The sequence below is a fragment of the Pseudomonas sp. ACN8 genome (genome assembly GCF_002303925.1).
Lineage (GTDB): Bacteria > Pseudomonadota > Gammaproteobacteria > Pseudomonadales > Pseudomonadaceae > Aquipseudomonas.
In genome coordinates this window covers 12,842-36,285 of sequence record NZ_MRCS01000053.1, presented here as the reverse complement: position 1 = coordinate 36,285, position 23,444 = coordinate 12,842, and the positions used below count along the sequence as shown (strand labels likewise).

Genomic DNA, 23,444 nt, shown 5'->3' with positions numbered 1-23,444 from the left:
AAAATAAAAAATTCGGCGTAATGATTTGAAAGATCGAAAAAAATGATACTTGGCCGGTTCGTTTCACCCGGATCAGCGAAACCGACGAGGTGAAAACCCATCTGGCGCAACTGGACGCGCAACGGGTACAGGGCGGTCAGATCGTGGTGTTCGATTCCGGCACCACCACTTTGCAGCCGCGTGCACACGCTGATCAGCGAACGGCATGTGGCGTCAGGCAATGTCGAGGACTACCGGGCGCTGGGGGTTGAGGTGGTGCAGGCTTGAGTAGGTCTTTGTGGGAGCGAGCTTGCTCGCGATGACGTACTTTCAGCCGACATCATTACTGAATGACACACCGCTTTCGCGAGCAGGCTCGCTCCTGCAAGGGGTGTTTGCCGGCCTTGATGTTTGAGGTCGACATCGATCCCTGTGGGAGCGAGCCTGCTCGCGAAGAGGCCAGTACAAACAACATCCATGTTGAATGTATTGGCCAGTAACCTCAGCGCAACCGCTCCAGCATCTGGTAGTACCACATGCCCGCGGCGAGCATCGGGTTGCCCAGCAGGTCGCCCATGGGTACGCGGATGTGCTGGCAGGCGGCGAAGGTGTCGAACTGCTGCATTTGTCCTGTGATCGCGCGGCCCATGATTTCACCCATGATGTGGGTGGTGGCGATGCCGTGGCCGGAGTAGCCCTGGCAATACCAGACGTTGTCCGAGAGCTTGCCCAGTTGCGGAATGCGGTTGATCACGATGCCCATCGCGCAGCTCCACTGGTAGTCGATGGCCACGCCCTTGAGCGCCGGGAAGGTTTGCTCGATGCATGGGCGCAGTTCGGCGGCGATGTCGCGTGAATCCTTGCCGCTGTAGTTGGCGCCGCCACCGAACAACAGGCGACCGTCGGCGGTGAGGCGGTAGTAGTCGAGTACGAAACGGCAGTCGTAGACCGCCAGGTCCTCGGGGTTGATCTGTCTGGCCAGATCGCCCAGCGGCGCGGTGGTGACGATGCCGCCCATGGCCGGGAAAATCTTGCCCTTGAGCTTGCCCGGTTCCAGCTTGTGGTAGACGTCGCCGGCCAGCAGTACCTGGTTGGCGTCGATCTGCCCGTGGGCGGTGCGTATACCCGGCATGTCGCCATGGATGATCTCAAGCACCTCGCTGTTCTCGAAGATTAACGCACCCAGGCTCTCGGCTGCGCGGGCCTCGCCGATGCACAGGTTCAACGGATGCAGGTGCATGTTGCGGGTGTTCTTGATCGCGCCGTGGTAGAGGTCGCTTTGCAGCAGGTCACGCACCTGGCTGCGGTCGAGCAGGCTGACCTCGTCGCCCATGCCACGGTGCACCGCCTCTTCGTAATCCTTGCGCAAGCCGACCATGTGCGCGGGTTTGTACGCCGCGTGCAGGTGACCCTGCTTGAGATCGCAGGCGATGCCGTATTTTTCCACGCGCTGCCGGATGATCTGGTGCCCGCGCCAGCGCAGGTTCCAGATGAAATCGTCGACTTCATCCCCGATGCTGCGGCGCATCTGTTTGCGCATGGCTTCGTCGCCCGACAGGCTGCCGGTGACCTGGCCTCCATTGCGCCCGGTGGCGCCCCAACCGATCTTGTGGCTTTCGACGATGGCGACCTTCAGGCCTTTTTCCGCCAGCTCGACGGCGCTGGCCACGCCGGTGAAACCACCGCCGATGATCACCACGTCAACCCGGTGCCGGCCTTGCAGCGTCGGGTAATCGGTGTCCTGGTTGAGGGTGGCGGTGTAATAGGAATTGCAACGTTGAGTCATGTCGGTGTCCACGCAAATTTGGGAGAACCCAATGCCAGCCAGTCGAAGTGCGCAACCTGGAGGAGCGAGCCTGCTCGCGATAGCGGAGTGTCATTCACCGTTGATGTCGAATGACACTCGGCTATCGCGAGCAGGCTCGCTCCCACAGGGATGGCATACGCTGAGCAAACGCAGGGATAGCGAAGGAGGGGGCTCGCCGATCAGGCGAGCAGGGCGCTATCCGGCGGACGTGCGGAGTGACGCAATTTGGAGCGGCGCAGGGCCATGGGCAGGTTGACAATACGCTTCATGCGCGTGTTTCCGGCTGCGGACAACGTTGGAGGCCGAAGCCTCCGGGGATGCTGGATAGTAGGGGGTCGCCCTTCAACCTGCAAGGTGAATCCCGAGGCCGATCAACCCGCAGCCGATCAACACCTCGATCACCCCGCGCTTGAACCGAAGCAAGGCAATGCCCGCCACAATCGCGATCAGCAGCGAAGGCCAGTCCAGTGCTCCTTCGAAGCCTTTGGGCCACAGCACGTGGTAACCAAAGAAACAGGCCAGATTGAGAATCACGCCGACCACGGCGGCCGTAATGGCCGTCAGCGGCGCGGTGAACTTGAGTTCGTTGTGCGTCGATTCCACCAATGGCCCGCCGGCGAGGATGAACAGGAACGAAGGCAGGAAGGTGAACCAGGTCACCAGCGTGGCGGCCACGGCACCGGCGACAAACGCTTGATCCGGCCCGAAGACCTGAAGCACGTAGGCGCCGATGAACCCGACGAAGGCGACGACCATGATCAACGGACCCGGGGTGGTTTCACCAAGCGCCAGGCCGTCGATCATCTGCGTCGGCGTCAGCCATCCATAGTGACCGACCGCGCCCTGATAGACATACGGCAGCACCGCGTAGGCGCCGCCAAAGGTCAGCAGCGCGGCCTTGGTGAAGAACCAGGCCATCTGGGTCAGCGTGCCTTCCCAGCCGAACAGTGCGGTGAGCATGGCCATGGGCAGTGTCCACAAGATCGCACCGATCACGGCCAGGCGCGCCAGTTTCCAGCCGCTGAAACGGGCGTGTCCGGGGGTTGGGGTGTCATCGTCGATCACGGCCGGACCGAAGGACTTCTTCGCCGCGCTGTGGCCACCGGTCCTGAATTTTTCCGGCGCCAGGCGTCCACCGAAAAAGCCGATGACCGCCGCGCCGAGCACGATCAGCGGAAACGGCATATTGAGCACGAAGATGGCCACGAAGGACGCGGCGGCGATGCCCCATAACCAGCCGTTTTTCAGCGCCCGCGAGCCGATCCGGTGAGCCGCCTGCACCACGATTGCCGTGACCGCGGGCTTGATCCCGTAGAACAGTCCGGCGACCACGGGCACTTCGCCAAACGCGATGTACACCCAGGACAGCGCAATCAGGATGAACAGCGACGGCAACACAAACAGCACGCCAGCGATCACGCCGCCCCAGGTCCGGTGCATCAGCCAGCCGATGTAGGTCGCCAACTGCTGAGCCTCGGGCCCGGGCAGCAACATGCAGTAGTTGAGGGCATGCAGAAAACGCCGCTCGGAGATCCAGCGCCGGCGCTCGACCAGCTCCTGGTGCATGATCGAAATCTGCCCCGCCGGCCCGCCGAAACTGATGAAGCCAAGCTTGAGCCAGAATAGAAAGGCTTCGCGCAGGCTGATGGACCGTGGCTGCGGCACATCCTGTTGGGTAACCGGGGAGGGCGTGGGGCTCAAGCGGAAATTCCTTGTGCAGAGGAGCTTTGAGCCAACGACTGTAGCTATGCCGGAGCGCGTTGCATAGCCGCCTGAGTTGAAGTGCCGGGGCTGCACCGTGGAAATGGGCGACACCGCTCCGACAGGCTCCAGCTCTGGCGGCAACTCCGTCACGCCCTGCGCAGCCAGCACATCATGCTCGATGTTGCGCACGATGGCATCGGTTGGCAGGTCGTTTTCATCGCGGCCGAAGGGCTCTTCCAGCCCAGGGGTTCAGCCATGGCGAAGGGCAAAAGGATGCAGAACAGGTTCTCACGATCATGGGTTTCAGCCGCCCGTCATGTTCATGAAGCGAACAACCTGGACATCGTCGTTCACTTCAAAGTTGTGTCGATAAGGCTTGAGTTTCATCGCCTCGATAATGGCTGTTTCCAGGCGTTCGGGCTGTCCGGGATGGCTGCGCAGGACAGCCTTGAGATCCACCGAGTGTTCATTGCCCAGGCACAGCAGCAGGCGCCCTTCCACGGTCAGCCGCACCCGATTGCAGGTGCCGCAAAAGTTGTGGCTGTGGGGCGAGATGAAGCCCAGGCGAATCTGCGGCGCTTCGGCCAGGCGCCAGTAGCGCGACGGCCCCTGGGTCGACTCGGCGGAATCAATCAAGGTGTAGCGTTCGGCGATGCGTTCGCGGACCTGGCTGCTTGCGAAAAACGATTCGGCGCGGCTGTGTTCATCGATGCTGCCCAGCGGCATTTCCTCGATGAAGGAGATGTCGAGATTGCGGTCGATGGCGAAGTTCACCAGATCATTGATCTCATGGTCGTTGCGGCCCTTCATCACCACGCAGTTGAGCTTGGTATTGCGAAATCCTGCCCGGTTGGCGGCGTCGATACCCTTGATCACTTGCGCCAGATCACCGGTGCGGGTCAGTTCGCGAAAACGTTGCGGGTCCAGGCAGTCGAGGCTGATGTTGAGGCGCTTGACCCCGGCGTCGAACAACGGCTCGGCCAGTTTTGCCAGCTGCGAACCGTTGGTGGTCATGCACAGTTCACGCAGGCCGGGCAGGGCGGCGATCTTCTCGCACAGCTGCACCACGCCCGGACGGATCAGCGGCTCGCCCCCGGTCAGGCGGATCTTGCGGGTGCCCAGCGCCACGAAGCTTTGTGCCAGTTGATAGATCTCTTCCAGGGTCAGCACCCGTTGGCGCGGCAGAAACTGCATGTCCTCGGCCATGCAATACACGCAACGGAAATCGCAGCGGTCGGTGACCGACATCCGCAGATAATCCACGCGCCGGGAGAAGCCATCGATCAAGACTCGTTCGGACATGATTTTTTCTCTAGGCACCGAAAAATCTGTAGGAGCGAGCCTGCTCGCGATGGTCGTTAACGATTACGCGCGGTTTCTGGTTGAACGCGGTGTCCTTGGGGCCATCGTCGGATCGCCGCCCGGAGCAGGCTCGCTCCTACAGTTACGAATTCCGTTATTTGCGGATTTGTTGAGCGCAGGCTAAGAGTAGCTTCGAGAGGTGTCCAATCACTATTAATAACCGATTGATCGACCAGCTCTATGATGAACTTAATTTGGCTTTAAAAATTACTTTTAGTTAATTCAAGCGACTGAAAATAAAGAAAAAACCATGATGGAGCAGATTTTTCCCTGGGTAGGCGGTGTGATTTTCTCCAAAACCGAGCGCCACCGCGCATGCCGACAATCAAACCTATCGGGATGCTTGTCATGTTGTCACCGTAAAGAAACTTGCCAAATTGCTCACTGGGCCCCAAACATCGCCGTCCAGTAGATCCCCGCATCGCTCTTCGGATCATTCGCATAGGCCGCGCCCAATTCGTTGAACTGCGGGTTCATCAGGTTGGCGCAATGACCGGGGCTGGTCAGCCAGCCTTCGACCACTTTGCGTACGCTGTCTTGCCCGGCGGCGATGTTTTCGCCGATCTGCTGGAAGTTGTAGCCGGCCAGTTCCGCGCGGTCGCCCGGGGTGCGGCCGTCGCGGTCCTTGTGGTCGAAGAAGTTGTTGTTGGCCATGGCGCGCGAGTGGGTTTCGGCGGCGGTGGCCAGCGTGGCGTTCCAGGCCAGCGGCGCGGTCGCATTGAAAGACTGGGTGCCGCATTGACGCGGCTTGGCCCGTGCTGCGTTGAGCTCGATGAGCAGCTTCTGGCCCTCGGTCTGCCAGTCGCCCAGGCGTGCGCTCAATAACGGTCGTGCCACGACGATGCGCCACTGATTGTCCTGGCGGCTGACGCCGACGTCGACGAATTGCGGGTCGAGGACGATCTGGCAAAAGCTCTCCTGGATCGCCTTCATCGCCGACGCCGCATCACGAGGCCCGGACAGGCTGATGGCCTGCACATTTTTCATGGGATAACCGGCAGTGGCCATGGCCTGCTGCAGATTACCGATGCTCGGGGCGGTCAGCACCAGGCGCGGGTCGGCCGACAGCGGTGGAAGCTCCGATGAAACCTGGCCTGCACAGCGCTGCAGTTGGCTGCGGTAGACATTGATCGATTCGATCAATTGCGTTTCGTCGGCCGCCACGACGTTGGCGGCGAATACCAGGCCCAGTGACACACCGGCCAAACGCATTGCGGATGAGATGAAACCCATGAATATCCCCTTGAGCAGATTGCGCCCATGATGCGCGAAGTTGGCCCAGCTAAGACAACGGATTTATCCAGAGTGTAGTGGGGTGGGCGAAATCATTTCACTACTAGACTCAATTGAACCACTCACCGAGTGACACCGACCATGCGCCTCGACTGGATCGCCACCTGCTTCGCACTGACGTTGCTTGCTGGCCCGGTATCCGCTACGGATCAAGCGCAAAAGCAGCAAGCGGCCGAGAACAAGGCCGAAGTGCTGGAACAGAAAGCCGCCGAGAGCAACAGCCCCGCACCGGCGCCCAAGGCCGAAGCCATTACCCCGTCCGAAGTCCAGGCCGTCGACCCGGTCGGCACCGCGCCGCTGGACGATGCAATCACCTGCCTGGCCCGGTCCATTTACTGGGAAGCCAAGGGCAAGGACGCCGCCGACATGGAGGCGGTGGCCAATGTGGTCATGAATCGCCTGGGCCACGAAGGTTTTCCGGACACGGTATGCAAAGTGGTCAAACAGGGTTCGCAGACCCAGAGTTGCCAGTTCTCCTGGTGGTGCGACGGCAAATCCGATTCGGTCCAGGAAGAGGTGCCTTACGCGATGGCCAAGGAAATCGCGCGCAAGGCCCTGAACAAGGAACTGCCGGATCGCACCAACGGTGCCCTGTATTTCCATGATCGTACGGTCAAGCCGGATTGGGCCAGGCAATACATCAAGACCGTGGATATCGGTTTGTTCCGGTTTTACAAACCCCATGGCGGATCGGCCAGATAGCCGCGGTGTTTTCGGCCGGATATTTTATTTTTCCGAGGTAGTGCCAGGCGTTATCCAAACTGAAATGTGCCTGTTTTATAAGCTTCATAACGCAACCGTGCGCGAATGAAGCCATAAACAGGGACTACACATGAAGTTGACGAGGGTCCGGATCAGTAACCTCGCGTCGATCGCGGCGCAGTCGCCGGCGCGTTTCCCATGACCGTCCTGGTCACCGGTGCGGCCGGTTTCATCGGCTTTCATACGGTCCAGCGCTTGTGCCGCGAGGGTCAGGAGGTCGTCGGTATCGACAACCTCAACGACTACTACGACGTGGAACTCAAGCACGCACGCCTCAAGGTGCTGGAGACGCTGCCGGGGTTTCGTTTCCGGAAAATGGACATCGTCGACAAAACGGCCCTGATGAGCCTGTTTCAGGAACACGCCTTTACCGAGGTGGTGCACCTGGCCGCCCAGGCTGGAGTGCGCTATTCGCTGGACAACCCGGATATCTATGGGCAATCGAACCTGGTGGGTTTCCTCAATGTGCTCGAAGCCTGTCGGCACCATCGCTCCGAGCACCTGATCTACGCCTCGAGCAGTTCGGTGTACGGCGCCAACAGCAAGCTGCCATTCAGTGTCGAGGACCCTGTCGAACATCCCGTTTCGCTGTATGCCGCCAGCAAGCGTGCCAATGAACTGCTGGCCGAAAGTTACTGCCATTTGTATGGCCTGAAAGCCAGTGGCCTGCGCTTTTTTACCGTCTACGGCCCGTGGGGGCGCCCGGACATGGCGCTGTTCAAGTTCACCGACGCCATTCTCAAAGGCCTGCCCATCGACATTTACAACCAGGGGCAGATGTCCCGCGACTTTACCTGTGTCGACGACATTGTCGAAGGCATCGCCCGACTGCGCCCAAAGCCTCCGGTGCCGGAAGGATCTGCCGCCGGGGTCAACCGGCTGTTCAACATCGGTCGCGGCATGCCGGTGGCGTTGCTGGATTTCGTCGAGTGCCTGGAATCAGCCCTGGACCTGCAAGCCCGGCGCAACTACCTGCCGATGCAGGCCGGAGATGTGGTCAAGACCTGGGCCGATGTCTCGGCGCTGGCCGAGTGGGTGGGCTTCAGCCCGCAGGTGACGCTGGAAACCGGCGTCAGAGCATTTGTGAAGTGGTATCGGCAGTTCTACCGGATTTGAAGCGTTCGCCTCTGATCTCCAAAAAATCAAAAAAGGCGAGAGAGACCCCATGAGCCAAGACATTTTTGTATCCGTACTGATTCCCGCCAGGAACGAAGCGAACAACCTCAAGCCGCTACTGGAGGAAATCCGCGTGGCGCTGGCCGATGAATCCTACGAAATCATCGTGGTCGACGACGGCAGCACCGATTCGACCCTGCAGGAACTGCGGCAGATTCGTCAAAACGGCCTGAACACCTTGCGTATCCTGCATCACGAGCGGTCGCTGGGGCAGAGCACCTCGCTGTATCACGCGGCACGGGAGGCTCGCGGGCAGTGGCTGGCGACCCTCGATGGCGACGGTCAGAACGATCCGGCGGACATTCCCGGCATGCTCGCGCTGGTGCGCGGCGAGCCAGGCAAGGTCGACGTGCAACTGGTGGCCGGGCACCGGGTCAATCGCCGCGACACCGCGAGCAAACGCTACGCCTCGCGGTTCGCCAACAACCTGCGCCGGCGCCTGCTCAAGGACGCCACCCCGGACACCGGTTGCGGCCTGAAGCTGATCGAGCGCGCGGCGTTCTTGCGGCTGCCGTACTTCGACCACATGCATCGCTATATTCCGGCGCTGATCCAGCGCCATAACGGACGCATGATCGTGCACCCGGTCAACCACCGGCCGCGCACGGCCGGGGTGTCGAAATACGGCAATCTCGACCGCGCGCTGGTCGGCATTCTTGACCTGATCGGTGTCTGGTGGCTGATCAAACGCACGCGCCTGAACACCCACGCCCAGGAGCTCGAAGGATGATTTTGACCCGTGAAACCCTGTGGTTGCTGGTCGGCTTTGCCGGGCAGGCTGCCTTTACCGGGCGGTTTGTCTTGCAGTGGTTGTACAGCGAGTACAAGAAACGCAGCGTGATCCCGACCAACTTCTGGTACCTGAGCATCGTCGGCAGCACCTTGTTGCTCGCCTACGCCATATACCGCCAGGACCCGGTGTTCATCGTTGGGCAGGCCTTTGGCTCCCTCGTCTATTTTCGCAACCTGCAATTGATTGCCAAAAGCAGAAGCGCAAAGGAATAAGCCATGCGTAGATCGTTGTCGCCCAGGGTCGAGTGCCTGGGGGTGATGCTGCTTGCCCTGTTGCTGATCGGCGCGGGAATGGGCCTGCGTCAGGCGCAGAATGTGGACGAAGAACGTTTCCTCGGTGTCGCACTGGAGATGTTGCAGAACGGCTCGTGGCTGATCCCGCATCGGGCCGCCGAGATCTACGGCGACAAACCGCCGATTTTCATGTGGGCGGTGGCGTTCTTCACCTGGCTGACCGGCAAGCCCAACATCGCCCTTTATATCCCGGGACTGTTTTCGGCGGTGACGGTCACGGCGATGGTCTATGACCTGGGCCGTCGCCTGTGGACCCAGCGTACCGGGCGCAACGCCGCGTTGTTGTACCTGGCGACGTACCAGACCTACAGCATTCTGCGCACCGGTCAGATCGACAGTTTGTTGATTCTGTTCACCTCCCTGGGCCTGTACGGTCTGGCGCGACACCTGCTGCTGGGACCTGCATGGCGCTGGTTTTACGCCGGCTGCGCGGCCATGGGCATTGGCGTGATCACCAAAGGCGTGGGTTTTCTGCCGGCGTTGTTGCTGATTCCTTATGCCTATGGGATGCGCAAGGACTGGCCTGGTGTGGTGGCCATGCCCGGTGAAGCACGCAAGTGGTTGCTCGGGTTAGCAGTGATGCTCGCGGCGATTGCGATCTGGCTGTTGCCCCTGGCCTTGTCCATCATCGTTGATGGCCGCGCAGACGAAGTGGCCTATGCGCGGGAGATCCTCCTGCGTCAGACCGCCGGCCGCTATGCCGCTGCGTGGCATCACCGCGAACCGTTCTGGTATTTCTTCACCAACGTGATTCCGCAGTACTGGCTGCCGTTGGTGCTGGTGTTGCCATGGCTGGTGCCGGCCTGGCGCCGTCAGCTACAAAAACGCGACGGCCGGGTGTTGGTCTTGCTCGGCTGGGTGCTGCTGGTGGTGCTGTTCTTCTGCATCAGCACGGGCAAGCGCAAGTTGTACATCTACCCGGCACTGCCCGGGCTGGTGCTGGTCGCCGCGCCGTTGATCCCGTGGCTGCTCAAGCGCTGGTTCAAACGGCTCCCGGGTTTGCGTCGGGTGTTCCCGGCACTGGCGGCGACCTGGTTCGTGCTGTGGTTCGCCCGTGGTTTCATCGAACCGCTCAAGGACGGCACCAACGTTGATCAGGTGCTCATGACCCAGGCGGCGACCATGACTCAGGGCGCCGATCTGGTGCTGGTCAACTGGGAGGAGGGGCACTGGTTGTTCGCCCGGCAGCCGATCGTACATTTCGGCATGGACAATTCGACCATCGAAAAGGCCGCGCTGTACCTGCGCGAACACCCCAAGGCCTACGCTTTGGTGCCGGATGACGTACTCAAGCAGTGCTTCAATCCCGAAGCGGCCCGTGAACTGGGGGAAAACGCCCGGGCGAACTGGTCGATCGTGGGCGCGGATGCCGACAACGGCAAATGCCTGCCGCAAGAGGCCGGTAGAGCCTATCGGTTCACCTGGAATGACCCGCACATGCCATCGGCACCAGTACAGGTAGCCAATCCCTGAGGGGACTTGTAGGAGCCGGCTTGCCGGCGATGGACTCAAATGTGCCGCGTTTATCCAGCTTACGCGCGTTATCGTTAACGACCATCGCTGGCAAGCCAGCTCCTACAAGAGACCGCGTTTGAGTCGAAAATGAAGTGACTTCCAAACCAGTCTTCGTTCGTCGCCTGTCACTGACTGGCGTCCAGCACCACGCGGTAGCGCGCCTTGCCACTGCGCAAATGATCGACGGCCTCGTTGATGCGGCTCATGGGAAACATCTCGACCTGCGGCAGGATCTGATGGCGGGCGCAGAACTCCAGCATCATCGCGGTGTTGGCGGGTGAGCCGACCGGTGAGGCGGACAAGACTTTTTGCTGGGGAATCAGATTGAACACATGCACCGGTATGGCATCGGGCACGACGCCGACAAAGTGCAGGCGACCCTTGCCGCGCAGGGTGGCGAGCATGGCGGTCCAGTCGAGGTTGGCGTTGGCGGTGACCAGCAGGAAATCCAGGGTGCCGGCAATGGCATTAAGCGCATCGGTGTCGGTCGAGGCGACCACCTTGTGCGCGCCCAGACGCCTGGCTTCGTCCTGCTTGCCCAGCGATGAGGTGAACGCCGTGACTTCGCAACCCCAGGCGTTGAGGAAACGCAGCGCCAGGTGACCGAGACCGCCGATGCCCACCACGCCGGCCCGGTCGGTGGGCTTGATGCCGAACTCCACCAGCGGGTTGAACACGGTGGAACCAGCACAGAACAACGGCCCGGCCATTGCCGGATCGAGCCCGGCCGGGATCGGCAGGGCCCAGGCCCAGTGCGAACGAATGCGGTCGGCAAAGCCGCCGTTGCTGCCGATGATGGTCGGTTGCACGGTGCGACACAGGTTATGCGAGCCTTCGATGCACGAGGTGCAATGCATGCAACTGCCCTTGTACCAACCGATGCCCACCCGTTGGCCCATTTCGAGACCGCGAACCTGGTCGCCCAGGCGCACGATACGGCCGACCACCTCGTGGCCAGGGATGAACGGGTAGTGGCTGATGCCCCAATCGTTGTCGATCAGCGACTGGTCGGAGTGGCAGACGCCGCAGTATTCCACGGCGACTTCTACCTCATCGTTGCCCAGCGGACCGGGGTCGTAGCTGTAGCGTTCCAGTGGCGCGCCCGCTGCGGTGGCGGCCCAGCCGGTAAAGGTGGTGAGTTCGCTGGTGTCGCTCATGGGATACCTCCAGATCAGAAGTCAGGGGTCTTGGCCGCTACGGTGCAGCGGCGGAGCGAAGAAAGTGTAGCGGGTTGCTGGCGTTGCATCAGGCGCGAGCCTGGAGACTGTTGATTTCGGAGTTGCCTCAGATCTGCAGATTGATCACGAAAGCCTCATTGAAATCAGGATTTTCATTGATGCCATTCTTGGCATAGCCTCGAGGGTTGCAGACCACGCGGGTGTTGCCCACCCGATAATCGAAGCTGCCATGGGTATGGCCATGCAGCCACAGTGCCGGCTGCCAGTCCTTGATCCGCGCTTTGAGGTCCGAGACAAAACTTGAGTTGATCGGCGAACCGGCAAAGGTCGGGCTGATGCTCGACCGTGTCGGGGCGAAATGCGAGACCACCACCGTGGGCGTGCTGCTGTCGCGGCTGAAGCAGTCCTCCAGCCAGGCGACCGTCTGCAGAAACACCCACTGGGAAATGGCTGGTGTGAACAGGTCCGGGAAGTCGGGGGCAATCCTGATGTGGCTGAAGTCACGGATCAGCTGGGTCGCCAGATCGATGCCCAGCGCCCGATCATCCGGGCTGTCGAGCAGGCGATAGTCAGACCACAAGGTGCAGCCGAGAAAACGCACGCCGTCGTGGACGTACTCCGAGCGTTCCAGAACGTGGATCTGCGTGCCTTGCGCCAGGCTGTTCAGTTGCTCGTAGGTGGAGATCAGGTCACTACCATAAAACTCGTGATTGCCCGCCACATACAGCAGCGGAACCGGGCACGCCCTGGCCCACTCGATGGCCTTGGCCGGCCGGGCGATGTCCCCGGCAAGCACGACGATGTCGGCTTCCACGGCGGGAAACGGGATCGCGTTGACGGACAGGTGCATGTCGGACAGCAAGGCGATGCGCATGGATCAACTCCGGCGTGTCTTGAAGGGCGGGTTATTCAAGTTACGCGTGGATAACCCGTTGTCACAAGCCTGCTCCCACAGTTTGATCTTCAGTGAACGCTAACCCCACGGCCCGCCACAATCCCTGTGGGAGCGAGCCTGCTCGCGAAGAGGCCGGCACATCCAACAGGGATGTTGGCAGACAGACCGCTATCGCGAGCAGGCTCGCTCCTACAGTTGACTTTTTTACTTCAAGTACCACCCCCAAGGCTGGTCACTGATGTACTCAGTCACCTGCTTGACCTCAAGATAATTGTGCAACCCCCATTGCCCCAGTTCCCGGCCGATGCCGCTGTGTTTCATGCCGCCCCAGGGCGCTTCGACGAAGGTCGGTTGCGAGCAGTTGACCCAGACGATGCCGGCGCGCAATTGGTTGGCGACCCGGGCGGTGCGCTGCAGGTCCGCGCTCATCACGGCGGCGGCCAGGCCGAAGCGGCTGGCGTTGGCCATTTGCAGCGCCTGCTCTTCGGTCTTGAAGCGCTTGATGCACAGCACCGGGCCGAACACTTCTTCACGCCACAGAATGCTGCTGTGCCCCGGTTCGTCGAAGATTGCCGGCTCGATGAAATACCCTTCGGCCAGATGCGCCGGTCGCCGTCCGCCGGTGAGCAAACGGGCGCCGCTGGCCAGGCCCTGGTCGATGAAACCGAGCACCTTGTCGTACTGGCCCTGGCTGACCAGCGGCCCGAGCAGCACGCCGGGCTGCATGCCCGGGCCAATGCTGATCTTGCGGGTTTCTTCCACCAGCCGTTCGATCAGGCGCGGGGCGATGGCTTCCTGCACCAGCAGGCGTGAAGTCGCGCTGCACACCTGGCCCTGGTTCCAGAAAATCCCGAACAGAATCCACTCCACGGCGGCGTCGACATCGGCGTCCTCGAACACGATGAACGCAGACTTGCCCCCCAGTTCCAGGCTGATGTTCTTGATGTCCCGCGCCGCCGCCGACATGATTTTCGCCCCGGTGGGCACGCTGCCGGTGAAGGCCAGCTTGTCCACCCCCGGATGCTCGGTGAGCGGGCTGCCGGCATCGGCGCCGAGGCCGGTGACCAGGTTCAACACCCCGGCGGGCAAGCCGATACGATCGGCGGCGGCCGCCAGTTCCAGGGCGGTCAGCGGCGTCAGCTCGGACGGCTTCAACACCACTGTGGCCCCGGCGGCCAAGGCTGGCGCGACCTTCCACGCGGCCATCAGCAGCGGGTAGTTCCAGGGAATGATCTGCCCGGCCACGCCAATCGGCTCGTGGCGCAGGCGACAGCGAAAACGCTCATCCGGCAAGGCCAGCGGTTGGTCCTGTTGCTGGTCCAGATCGCGGGCCAGACCGGCGTAGTAACGCAAGCAACCAATCGCGTCGCCAATGTCCCACTGCGCTTCGGGCAAGGGTTTGCCGTTGTCGCGTACTTCCAGTTCCGCCAGCGCCTGCTGGCCACTTTCCAGTTCATCGGCCAGCGCCTCCAGCCACTGCCCGCGCTCGGCGCCGCTGGTCTGGCCCCAGCCATTGTCGAAGGCGCGCCGGGCCGCACGCACGGCGTGGTCGACGTCTTCTTCGGTGCCTGCCGCCACGCGGTGGAAGGCCTGTTCGGTAGCCGGGTCGATCACATCCAGATAGCCGCCAAGGTCCGGGCTGACCCATTCGCCGTTGATGTAGAGCTGATCACGCATGGTGCGACTCCTGAACGCCGGTACGGCGGTTTTGCAGATGGCGGGAAGTGAACAGCAAAGCCAGCGACACACAGATGATCACCGTGGAGATCGCGTTGATCTCCGGCGTCACGCCGCGGCGGATGGAAGAAAAGATGTAGATCGGCAGCGTCGTTTCCGAGCCGGCGACGAAGAAGGCGATGATGAAATCGTCGAAGCTGAAGGTGAAGGCCAGCAGGAACCCGGCCATGATCGCCGGGCTGATCTGCGGCAGGGTCACGCGCCAGAAGGTGTCCATCGGTGGCGCGTACAGGTCCGCCGACGCTTCCAGCAAGGCCTTGTCCAGCGAATCGACGCGGCTGCGCACGATCACCATCACCAGGGCCATGGTGAACAACGAATGCGCGGCGATCACCGTAAAGAAGCCCATGTTCAGCTTCGGCACAGTCGGCAGCCAGCTCGCCAGCAGCGGGTTGATCAGGTCGAACAGGCTGATGAAGGCGATCAGCGTCGAGATGCCGATGACGATGCCCGGGACGATGATCGCGCAGTAGGTCAGGGCATCGAACATCAGGCGTACTTTGGCGCCGCAGCGCTGCAGGCCGAACACCGCCAGGGTGCCGAACAGCGTGGCAATCACTGCTGAACTGAAAGCGATCAGCGCGCTGTTGCCCAGGGCTTCCATGATGAACGGGTTGCCGAACGCGGTGCCGAACCATTGCACCGAACAGCACTGGAACGCCAGGCCGCTGCGCCCGGCGTTGAAGCTGAACAGCACGATCAAGGCAATCGGCGCGTAGAGGAACAGGTACAGCGAGGTCGAATAGCTGCGCAGCCACATGTCACAGGCCTCCGTCGGCAGGGCGGCCGCCGTAGCGCGCCACCAGTTTCAGGTACACGCCGATAATCAGCAGCATCATCGCCACCAGCGTCATGGCCAGCGCACTGCCGAATGGCCAGTTGCGCGATTGCAGGAACAGGTCGACCAGCGCGTTGCCGACAAAGAACACCTTGCCGCCACCGAGAATGGCCGGGATCAGGAACTCGCCCATCAACAGGATGAACACTAGCATCACCCCGGTGATGATCCCCGGCGCGGACAGCGGCAGGGTGATCCGGCGAAAGCTTTCGAAGGCGCTGGCACCGAGGTCGGCGGACGCTTCGAGCAGGCGCTTGTCGAGTTTTTCCAGGCTGACGTAGATCGGGAACACCATCAGCGGCAGGTAGCCGTAGACGATGCCGATCAGCACCGCCCATGGTGTGTTGATCAGCCGCACATCCTCAAGCCCCAGGCTGGCCAGCAGCGCCGGAATGCCCTTGCCGCTGAGGATGAAAATCCACGCGTAGGTGCGGATCAGGAAGCTGGTCCAGAACGGCACGATCACCAGGGTCAGCAACAGCGAACGGTTCCTCGTGACCTTGACCGCCAGAAAGTACGCCAGCGGATAAGCCGCCACCAGGCACACCAGGGTGCCCAGCGGCGCCAGCATCAGCGTATTGCTGAACGCCGCGCCGCGAGAGCCGAGGTTCAGGTAGTTGGCCAGGGTGAAGCCACCGGCGTAACCGCCCACGGCGCTGCGCTCGCCGAAGCTGAAGACCAGGATGATCACCAGCGGCATCAACAACAGCAGCAGGAACCACAGGGTCGAAGGCAAGAGCATCAGCAGGGTGATGCGCCGGCCGAGGCTGCGCCGTTGGCGAACCTCGACCGGCAGGGTATGGCCCGGCTGCACCGTTTGCGGGTGGGCGGCGGCATTCATGGGTGACTCCTCATTGGCCATGGTCAGGCGATCAGGCGGACTTGAAGCGCGCCATCAGTTCGGCGCGCGCCGGGCTGGTCAGCGTCGCGGCGGCACCGAACTCCAGCGGGCTCAGGGCCTCGGCGGCCGGGTACATGATCGGATCGTCGAGCATCGCCACCGGCAGCAGCGCGTCGACACGTTTGTCGCCACTCGGGTAGCCGTGGCTCAGCACTTCCAGCTTGTTGTGCTGCGGATCGAGCAGGTAGTTGATGAAGGCGTAGGCGGCGTCCTTGTGCTCCGAGCTTTTAGGAATCGCGAAGAAATCACTCCACAACTCGCCACCTTCCTTGCCCAGTTCGAACTGCATTTGCGCGTTGTCGCGGTGCAGTTGCGAGGCATCGCCGGTCCAGGACATCGCCAGCCAGACATCGCCGCTGCGCATCGATGGCTGGATGTCGGAGCTGATCGCGAACAGGTGCGGCTTGGTCTCGATCAGCAGTTTTTCCGCGTCGGCCAGTTCTTTCGGGTCCAGGGAGTTGAAGCTGTAGCCGAAGCTTTTCAGCGCGTTGCCGATGGCGGTCAACTGGTAGTCGTGAACGATCGTGCGGCCACTGGCCGGGCCTTGGGCGGCGGCCCAGAATTCCTTCCAGCTGGCGGGGCCGTTTTTCAGCTTGCCGGCGTCGTAGAGCATGCCGGTGGTGCCCCAGTTTTTCGGCACCGCGTAGACCTTGCCGTCTACCGTGCCTTGGGCCATGAATTTCTGCTGGAAGGCCGAGGCGTCGAAGTTGGGAATGCGCGACAGGTCCAGCGGCTCGATCAACCCCAGTCCGACGTAGGTGCTGATGGTGTAGTTGGTCGGCACCAGCACGTCCCAGCCACTGCCGCCGGCCTGCAGTTTGGCGAGCATTTCTTCGTTGGAACCGAACACGCTCATCGACACCCGGGCGCCAGTGGTCTTGGCGAAAGCATCGAGGTTTTCCTGGCTGTGGTAGTTCGGCCAGGTCGCCAGCGACAGGCGATCACCCAGCTTGGTTTGCTCGGCAGCCTCGGCGGTGGAGGTCAGCAGGCCGGGCATGTGGGTGGCGACCACGGCGGCGGCGATCCCCAGGCCGGTGCGGCCAAGGAAATCGCGACGACTGATCGAGCCGTTCTGCCAGCTGCGCAGGGTTTTTATAAAAGTCTTCTGGTCCATAGCACGCTCCACATCCGGTTGATGAAACGAATCGATGATTTACAACGCCATGGCCAACCCATTGGCGTGATCCCAGCCGACGCGAACCGCTGCGCCGTGTTCGAATGCATTGGCGCCGTGATCCTGCTGGCGCGGCACCCGCACGCAGACCACGCCGAAGGCCTGGGTGCGCACGCGGTATTCGGTGCAATTGCCCAGGTAGATGCGGTCCTCGACACTGCCTTGCAGCTTCACTTCCCGGGCCATCTCGGCGTTGGCGCCGGCGATGCTGATCAGTTCCGGGCGCACCGCAATGCAACCGGCGGCATTGGCGGTCAGGCCTTTGCCGGTGGGGGTGAGGGGGCTGGTCAGCTCCAGCCCCTGCTCGGTACGCAGCACCACCGAGTTGCCGTTGAGCTGGCGCACGGTGCCGTCGAACAGGTTGGACTCGCCGATAAAGTCGGCCACGTAACGGCTGGCCGGGGCTTCGTAGAGCTGTTCCGGGGTGGCGGTCTGGATGATCGAACCGTTGTGCATCACGCTGATGCTGTCGCTCATCGACAGGGCTTCTTCCTGGTCATGGGTGACCAGCACGAAGGTGATGCCGACCTCCCGTTGCAGACGCAGCAATTCTGACTGCATCTCCTTGCGCAGCTTGCGGTCCAGCGCGGCCAGCGGCTCGTCGAGCAGCAACACTGTCGGCTTGTTGACCAAGGCGCGGGCGAGGGCGACACGCTGTTGCTGGCCGCCGGACAATTCACTCGGCTTGCGCTGGCCAAAGCCGCTCAGACGCACCATCTCCAGCGCTTCATCGGCCATGCGCAGTTGCTGCTTTTTGTCCGGGCGTGGATTGCGATAACGCAGGCCGTAGGCAATGTTCTGCGCCACGGTCAGATGCGGGAACAACGCGTAATGCTGGAACACCATGTTCACCGGCCGCTCGAAGGCCGGCACACCGGCCACGCTCTTGCCGGCCAGACGGACCTCGCCGCTGGTGGGCTGCGCGAAGCCGGCGATCATGCGCAGGGTGGTGGTCTTGCCGCAGCCCGAACCGCCGAGAAAGGAATGAAACGAGCCACGCCGCACCGCGAAATCCAGACCGCTGACGGCCTGCACCTCGCCATAGCGTTTGACCACATTGCAGAATTCGATATCGCTTGGCGGGGTGTTGTTCACGAGGCGGGCTCCCTTGCAGTGATGAATCAGTGCGTCGGGGGCCAAACTAGCAATCGGGGTTTTGCGGTGTATATATCCCTTGGGGGATAGGAGGGGGGTGGAGCAGGTGTTCAGTAGGTGTGCAGCGTAGAGATCACACGCGACAGGCTGCATTTGAGGTTCTGGTGGGCAAGTTCGACATTCTCATTCATTTCAGTAAGCGGGTATCCAGTCCAAAACGCTCCTGCGAAACAAGCTTGAATTGATCCGCCGCCAAATCACAGCTAACGAGTAGGTTCCAAGAGTGGCGGGTAACTGCGGACGGGATAAGCACGAACGGGTGTTCGGCCAGTAGCTCATCAGCGAAATGCTGTTGATTGGGCGAAAGTTCAGATGGGATTAGCCAGTTAGGGTTCGGTACATCTTCAGGTTGAACAACTTTGATGACATTCGAATCCAGCACTTCGAAACACGTCAGCACATAAGGCACCCTGTCGAGCGTATCGAAGCCTGCGTGGGTGGCGACCTCTAAAATCGCCGTAGCCGGGTCGGCCGAAGCGTAAATAACCCGGCGGCCAGGAGGATTCCATCGGCCGCCGGATTGTTGCGCACCAATGCCGCTATCCCATGAATCCTTGAAAACTGCACGATCCAGACGCCAGGCGTGCCACTTCCCATCCCAAGGCAAAGGATTCATTGATAAACCCCGTGTTCAATTCTGGTCAGGTAGTCCTCTACCACCTGGAAACCCAGCGAGTTGTCGATCAGTTCCAGCGGAATATGACCCTCCAGATACTTGCAGGGTTTCTTCAGCCAGTCCTCAGCCAACGGCTGATCGCCAAACACATTGATGGCGTGCTCAAGTACTTGCGCATATTGAAAGGCGACAGTGCTTTGTTGCTGGTTCAGCCGAACCGGTTGCGTCTCCTTTGCCAAGCGCTGCACGGTTCTGAGGGATTTCCCGGTAATGCGCTGAACAAGGTCGTGCTCCATGTATAGACCGGATATGGAAATCATGTCCCTGACGTCGCTCAGATCAAAGCCTTCCTGTGTGTATCGAATGATCAACATGCGCGTATCGCCACTACGGCCATGTAGCAGCACTTCGGTAGGCTTGCGGGCGACACGCTTTGTCTCCGTTCCTACGACTTCATTTTTGACGGCGGGCATATCGATTACCTCCATGCGACATTTGACGCGATCATAACGCCAAATGTCGCCAGCCGGGTAATTGCCTTTGTCGATCCTTGTCTCGCGCATGTAATCGTTTCACCCTAAATGCCTGAAAGAACGCCTGCATCAGGCGAGAAATCGTTATCCCTGATCAGAGCGGCCAAGTTAAACCTCATGCTTTCGGCCGCCAACCTTAAAAATACGTCAGATATTTCCTCTGCAGTCCTAGGAATTTCAACGTAGGTAGGCCATGTAAACTCAGGGCTGAGATATGTATGTTTAAGCGCTGTCAGCGTTACTTCCAGCAAGCTACAGCACCTTGCGTCGTTGCCTACAGGTACGCCAGAATCCGCCGGCTTGTGCGCCTTGGGGTTGGGTTTTATCGTTGGCCGGTCGCTGGAAAACAACAGTGATCGGGTTTGGTAGCCCGGCTATGTGAGGTGCAAAGCGTCATCATCTGCAGCGTTTTTCTACTCTGCTTTATGGTGGCCATGCACAGGGTGCCTTCGGGCGCGCCGGTCTCCTTGCATCCCGGTCTACCAACCTGCGTATGGCCACCACCCTACGTTTGGTAGCGTGAGAGTGATGGCTCCTTTTTACGATGCGAGGAGTTTCACTATGTTCAAGGTCACACCCAACCCACCGGACACTGATCCGGCATCTCCATACGAAAGCCTCGATCTCAACCTCGACCCCAGCATCATGGCGACGCCGCGCAAGCCCAGTTCCATGTTTATCGTCAATCCTGAACTCAATATCGAAACCTTGCTGGTGCACGCGTGTGAATCGCTGGCGTCGGCCAATGTCATGGCCAACGATCTGGTGGATCATCTGGAGGGGACGAGCCGCAATGCGCTGTTGGGGACTGCGCAGGTGATCATGCTGGGGGAGCTGGCGGTGAACCGGGCGCTGGATCAGCTTGATCCGCCGTGACCATACTCTCCAGAACACCGATAAACCTGTAGGAGCGAGCCTGCTCGCGATGGCGGTGTATCAGAAACAGGGATGTTGGCCGTACTGACGCCATCGCGAGCAGGCTCGCTCCTACAGGGTTCTCTACTAACCTGCAGGTCTCAGGCTTGCAGCTTGAGGCCTGGCGCCTGCAACGGATCTTCCGTCAACTCTCGAATAAACAGTCCCAGCAGCTCCGATTGGCTGCCAATGCCGAGCTTGGCGTAGATGTTCTTGCGGTGAATCTTCACCGTGCCGGGGCTGATGTTCAGTTGTTCGGCCACCGAGGCGCTGGAGTGACCGCGCAGCAACAGTTGAACGATTTCCTGCTCGCGCCCGGTGAGGATGTGCGCGCCGAAGTGGTCGAAAGCTTCGCGGATCTTGAAGTCCAGGTCCTGTGCCGGGCGCGGTTGCTGGGCCTGACGCAAGCGCCAGGCTTCATTGATGACTTGCTCGACCACCGCTTGCGCGCACTCGACCAATTGCATTTCGTCACGGCTGAACGCGCAACTGGCGCTGGATCGCATCAACGACAACACCGCCGTGGCACCGCCACCGAGGTCGACGAAGAACGCCACTTCCTCGGCCAGTCCGGTTTGCTGGTAATAGGTCAGGAAGTACTCGCCGAGGTAGAAGTGGTCGGGGGCGAACTGGCGCAAACGCCACAGCCCGGGCGCCTGCCCGCGTGTGCAGGCCAGGTAGAACGGATCGAGCAGGTAGGGCCCGCACTGATAGTCGTCGACATACACTGCGCGCTTGTCCGCCGAGAACGTATCGAACAACGCCAGTGGCCGGTGATTGCCTTCGTAGACAAACAACACGAAATGATCGACCGGGCAGATTTGCCGAAGCCAATGGCTCAATCCCGACAGCCGCCCATGCCCGGCAGGCAGGTCGAGCAGGTGGGCGACACCGGTGGTCCAGAGTTTCAGTTCCTTGGGGCGCATGGCGACTACAGGCAGAAGAGGATGGCCTTTGGATGCACAAAGTACGCCATGGCAGGTGGCCCCCGTATGGAGCGGGGTGGCGCACGGTATGGCGTTTAAAAGACGCACCGCACTGGGGCCGGGTGTTACCGAGTGCTACAGGGCGGGTAGCAGAAATGATCAGGCGGTTGAGTGGTGCTGGACAATCTGGATGAGGTTGCCGCAGGTGTCGTCCAGTACCGCCAGGGTGACCGGCCCCATCACCGTCGGCGGGCGGGTGAATTGCACGCCGGCGGCGCTGAGCCGGGCATACTCGGCGTGCACGTCTTCGACACCGAAAAAGGTGCAGGGAATACCGTCCTGCTTGATCGCGCTCTGGAACGTCTTTGCCGCGCTGTGGGCATTGGGCTCCAGCAGCAACTCGACGCCATCGGGATCGCCTGGGGATGTCAGCGTCAGCCAGCGATGTTCGCCCATGGGGATATCGTGCTTGAGTTCAAAACCGAGCACATCCCGGTAGAAAGCAAGCGCCTTGGCCTGATCATCGACGAGCACGCTGGTGACTACGATTTTCATGGGGGTTCCTCCTGATGGCTGTTCACGCTCCCGACGAGCGTTGTCCAGTAGACGGCAACAGTATGGTCAGAATTCCCAACAGCGGAAGGAACGAGCACAAGGTGTAGACGTACTCGATGCCATGGATATCCGCCAGGTGCCCCAGCAGCGCGGCACCGATCCCGCCAAAACCGAACATCAGCCCGAAGAACACCCCGGCGATCATGCCGACGTTGCCGGGCACCAGTTCCTGGGCGAAGACCACGATGGCCGAGAATGCCGAGGCGAGGATGAAGCCGATGATCATGCTCAGCACGCCGGTCCAGAACAGGTCGACGTAGGGCAGGGCGAGGGTGAAGGGCGCGGCGCCGAGGATCGAGAACCAGATCACCTGCTTGCGACCGATCCGGTCACCGATCGGGCCACCAAAGAAGGTGCCCGCCGCGACGGCGCCGAGGAACAGGAACAGGTACAGCTGCGAACTGGCCACCGACAGGTCGAATTTCTCGATCAGGTAGAAGGTGAAGTAACTGGTGAAGCTGGCCATGTAGAAGTATTTGGAGAACACCAGTAACGCCAGCACCACCAGGGCGAAGGTCACCCGCCGTTTGGACAGACCGTGGGTGGCCTTGCCGCCTTGCTTGAGCTTGAACAGGTTCAGGTGATGGCGGTACCAGCGGCTCAGGCCGTATTGCACGAAGATGGCGAACACCGCGAACAGGCCGAACCAGGCGACGTTGCCCTGGCCATAGGGAATGATGATCGCGGCGGCCAGTAATGGGCCGAAGGCGCTACCGGCATTGCCACCGACCTGAAAGGTCGACTGTGCCAGGCCATAGCGACCGCCCGAGGCCAGCCGCGCCACCCGTGAGGTCTCAGGGTGAAAGGTCGACGAGCCAACCCCCACCAGCGCCGAGGCCACGAGAATCGCCGGGAAGCTGGCGACCATCGACAGCATCAGAATCCCGATCAGGGTGCAGACCATGCCGGCCGGCAGCAGCCACGGCTTGGGGTGACGGTCGGTGTAGAAACCGATCCACGGTTGCAGCAGTGAAGCGGTGAGCTGGAAGGTCAGGGTGATCAGCCCGACCTGGGTGAAACTCAAGCCATAACTCGCCTTGAGCATCGGATAGATCGACGGCAGCACGGCCTGGATCAGGTCGTTGATCAGGTGCGCCAGCGCACAGGCGCCAATGACGCGCATAACCAGCGGGCTGGCCTGGCTGGCCACCGAAGCTGTGGGTGAGGGTGAACTGAGGGTGGTGGTCGACATGGGCGATCTTCCGGATAAACGCTAACTGCGAAGCAGTCAATTTCAGGGTTCGGCGTTATCCTATGGGCCTTGAAATCGCCCGTCT

Annotated in this window: 22 protein-coding genes and 3 pseudogenes; 8 read left to right on the top strand and 17 right to left on the bottom strand. The window is 61.1% G+C overall.

The genetic code is table 11. The annotated features are described in order from the left end of the window. Positions 1-44: 44 nt before the first annotated feature. Positions 45-176: pseudogene (locus tag BSF44_RS31185) on the top strand (DeoR/GlpR transcriptional regulator); the annotation flags it as partial. Then, positions 172-267 (top strand): annotated as a pseudogene (locus BSF44_RS31180) (DeoR/GlpR transcriptional regulator); the annotation flags it as partial. The pseudogenes BSF44_RS31185 and BSF44_RS31180, both read left to right, overlap by 5 nt. A gap of 214 nt (positions 268-481) precedes the next feature. Here the strand turns inward: BSF44_RS31180 and BSF44_RS24590 are convergent. The 5 genes and pseudogenes from BSF44_RS24590 to BSF44_RS24570 all read right to left on the bottom strand — a co-directional run bounded on the left by BSF44_RS24590 (position 482) and on the right by BSF44_RS24570 (position 6,085). Next, positions 482-1,765, bottom strand: coding sequence for an FAD-binding oxidoreductase (locus tag BSF44_RS24590; protein WP_095945717.1), 1,284 nt, complete (start codon positions 1,763-1,765; stop codon positions 482-484). A gap of 363 nt (positions 1,766-2,128) precedes the next feature. Continuing rightward, positions 2,129-3,487, bottom strand: a complete 1,359-nt coding sequence (gene chrA / locus BSF44_RS24585) for a chromate efflux transporter (protein WP_095945716.1) — start codon at positions 3,485-3,487, stop codon at positions 2,129-2,131. Between the two features lie 111 nt (positions 3,488-3,598). Then, positions 3,599-3,724, bottom strand: a pseudogene (locus tag BSF44_RS30060) (bestrophin); the annotation flags it as partial. A 69-nt stretch (positions 3,725-3,793) separates the two neighbouring features. After that, on the bottom strand, positions 3,794-4,792 hold the full coding sequence (moaA, locus tag BSF44_RS24580) for a GTP 3',8-cyclase MoaA (protein ID WP_095945715.1): 999 nt from the start codon (positions 4,790-4,792) through the stop codon (positions 3,794-3,796). A 441-nt stretch (positions 4,793-5,233) separates the two neighbouring features. Further along, a complete protein-coding gene (locus BSF44_RS24570) occupies positions 5,234-6,085 on the bottom strand; it encodes a CAP domain-containing protein (protein WP_095945713.1) in 852 nt (283 codons plus the stop codon). Between the two features lie 141 nt (positions 6,086-6,226). Between BSF44_RS24570 and BSF44_RS24565 the strand changes: the two genes are divergently transcribed. From BSF44_RS24565 to BSF44_RS24545, 5 genes are all read left to right on the top strand, one after another. Continuing rightward, on the top strand, positions 6,227-6,847 hold the full coding sequence (locus tag BSF44_RS24565; protein WP_095945712.1) for a cell wall hydrolase: 621 nt from the start codon (positions 6,227-6,229) through the stop codon (positions 6,845-6,847). A gap of 198 nt (positions 6,848-7,045) precedes the next feature. Continuing rightward, the gene (locus BSF44_RS24560) at positions 7,046-8,023 is read left to right on the top strand and encodes an NAD-dependent epimerase (RefSeq protein ID WP_095945711.1); all 978 of its coding nucleotides are present in this window, start codon (positions 7,046-7,048) and stop codon (positions 8,021-8,023) included. Between the two features lie 49 nt (positions 8,024-8,072). Further along, positions 8,073-8,813: a glycosyltransferase family 2 protein gene (locus BSF44_RS24555; RefSeq protein ID WP_095945710.1), complete on the top strand. Its 741-nt coding sequence runs from the start codon at positions 8,073-8,075 to the stop codon at positions 8,811-8,813. Beyond that, positions 8,810-9,088 carry a lipid-A-disaccharide synthase N-terminal domain-containing protein gene (locus BSF44_RS24550; RefSeq protein ID WP_095945709.1) on the top strand — a complete coding sequence of 93 codons (279 nt, stop codon included), beginning with the start codon at positions 8,810-8,812 and terminating at the stop codon, positions 9,086-9,088. The genes BSF44_RS24555 and BSF44_RS24550 overlap by 4 nt, the downstream gene beginning before the upstream one ends. A 3-nt stretch (positions 9,089-9,091) precedes the next feature. Further along, positions 9,092-10,642 carry a glycosyltransferase family 39 protein gene (locus BSF44_RS24545; RefSeq protein ID WP_095945708.1) on the top strand — a complete coding sequence of 517 codons (1,551 nt, stop codon included), beginning with the start codon at positions 9,092-9,094 and terminating at the stop codon, positions 10,640-10,642. 167 nt (positions 10,643-10,809) lie between these two features. On the opposite strand, the gene BSF44_RS24535 is transcribed toward BSF44_RS24545, so the two are convergent. The 9 genes from BSF44_RS24535 to BSF44_RS24495 all read right to left on the bottom strand — a co-directional run bounded on the left by BSF44_RS24535 (position 10,810) and on the right by BSF44_RS24495 (position 19,651). Continuing rightward, positions 10,810-11,841 (bottom strand): NAD(P)-dependent alcohol dehydrogenase, encoded by a 1,032-nt coding sequence (locus tag BSF44_RS24535; RefSeq protein ID WP_095945706.1) that lies wholly within the window; start codon positions 11,839-11,841, stop codon positions 10,810-10,812. Between the two features lie 127 nt (positions 11,842-11,968). Next, on the bottom strand, positions 11,969-12,736 hold the full coding sequence (locus BSF44_RS24530; protein WP_095945705.1) for a metallophosphoesterase: 768 nt from the start codon (positions 12,734-12,736) through the stop codon (positions 11,969-11,971). A gap of 225 nt (positions 12,737-12,961) precedes the next feature. Further along, complete coding sequence (locus BSF44_RS24525) at positions 12,962-14,434, bottom strand: aldehyde dehydrogenase family protein (RefSeq protein WP_095945704.1); 1,473 nt, start codon at positions 14,432-14,434, stop codon at positions 12,962-12,964. Continuing rightward, the gene (locus tag BSF44_RS24520; RefSeq protein WP_095945703.1) at positions 14,427-15,254 is read right to left on the bottom strand and encodes an ABC transporter permease; all 828 of its coding nucleotides are present in this window, start codon (positions 15,252-15,254) and stop codon (positions 14,427-14,429) included. The genes BSF44_RS24525 and BSF44_RS24520 overlap by 8 nt, the downstream gene beginning before the upstream one ends. Before the next feature lies 1 nt (position 15,255). Further along, the gene (locus tag BSF44_RS24515) at positions 15,256-16,173 is read right to left on the bottom strand and encodes an ABC transporter permease (protein WP_095945702.1); all 918 of its coding nucleotides are present in this window, start codon (positions 16,171-16,173) and stop codon (positions 15,256-15,258) included. 31 nt (positions 16,174-16,204) lie between these two features. Further along, positions 16,205-17,347, bottom strand: a complete 1,143-nt coding sequence (locus BSF44_RS24510) for a PotD/PotF family extracellular solute-binding protein (protein WP_095945701.1) — start codon at positions 17,345-17,347, stop codon at positions 16,205-16,207. Between the two features lie 39 nt (positions 17,348-17,386). Then, positions 17,387-18,502, bottom strand: a complete 1,116-nt coding sequence (locus BSF44_RS24505; protein ID WP_095945700.1) for an ABC transporter ATP-binding protein — start codon at positions 18,500-18,502, stop codon at positions 17,387-17,389. A 187-nt stretch (positions 18,503-18,689) separates the two neighbouring features. Next, positions 18,690-19,178, bottom strand: coding sequence for an RES family NAD+ phosphorylase (locus BSF44_RS24500; RefSeq protein ID WP_095945699.1), 489 nt, complete (start codon positions 19,176-19,178; stop codon positions 18,690-18,692). Next, complete coding sequence (locus BSF44_RS24495; RefSeq protein ID WP_095945723.1) at positions 19,175-19,651, bottom strand: antitoxin Xre/MbcA/ParS toxin-binding domain-containing protein; 477 nt, start codon at positions 19,649-19,651, stop codon at positions 19,175-19,177. The genes BSF44_RS24500 and BSF44_RS24495 overlap by 4 nt, the downstream gene beginning before the upstream one ends. 621 nt (positions 19,652-20,272) lie before the next feature. On the opposite strand from BSF44_RS24495, the gene BSF44_RS24490 reads away from it, so the two are divergent. Beyond that, the gene (locus tag BSF44_RS24490) at positions 20,273-20,587 is read left to right on the top strand and encodes a DUF6124 family protein (RefSeq protein ID WP_095945698.1); all 315 of its coding nucleotides are present in this window, start codon (positions 20,273-20,275) and stop codon (positions 20,585-20,587) included. A gap of 140 nt (positions 20,588-20,727) precedes the next feature. Here the strand turns inward: BSF44_RS24490 and BSF44_RS24485 are convergent, their stop codons facing one another. The 3 genes from BSF44_RS24485 to BSF44_RS24475 form a co-directional block, all read right to left on the bottom strand. Next, complete coding sequence (locus tag BSF44_RS24485) at positions 20,728-21,552, bottom strand: response regulator transcription factor (RefSeq protein ID WP_095945697.1); 825 nt, start codon at positions 21,550-21,552, stop codon at positions 20,728-20,730. 159 nt (positions 21,553-21,711) lie between these two features. Next, positions 21,712-22,107 carry a VOC family protein gene (locus BSF44_RS24480; RefSeq protein ID WP_095945696.1) on the bottom strand — a complete coding sequence of 132 codons (396 nt, stop codon included), beginning with the start codon at positions 22,105-22,107 and terminating at the stop codon, positions 21,712-21,714. A gap of 22 nt (positions 22,108-22,129) precedes the next feature. Further along, the gene (locus BSF44_RS24475; RefSeq protein ID WP_095945695.1) at positions 22,130-23,359 is read right to left on the bottom strand and encodes an MFS transporter; all 1,230 of its coding nucleotides are present in this window, start codon (positions 23,357-23,359) and stop codon (positions 22,130-22,132) included. Positions 23,360-23,444: the final 85 nt, after the last annotated feature.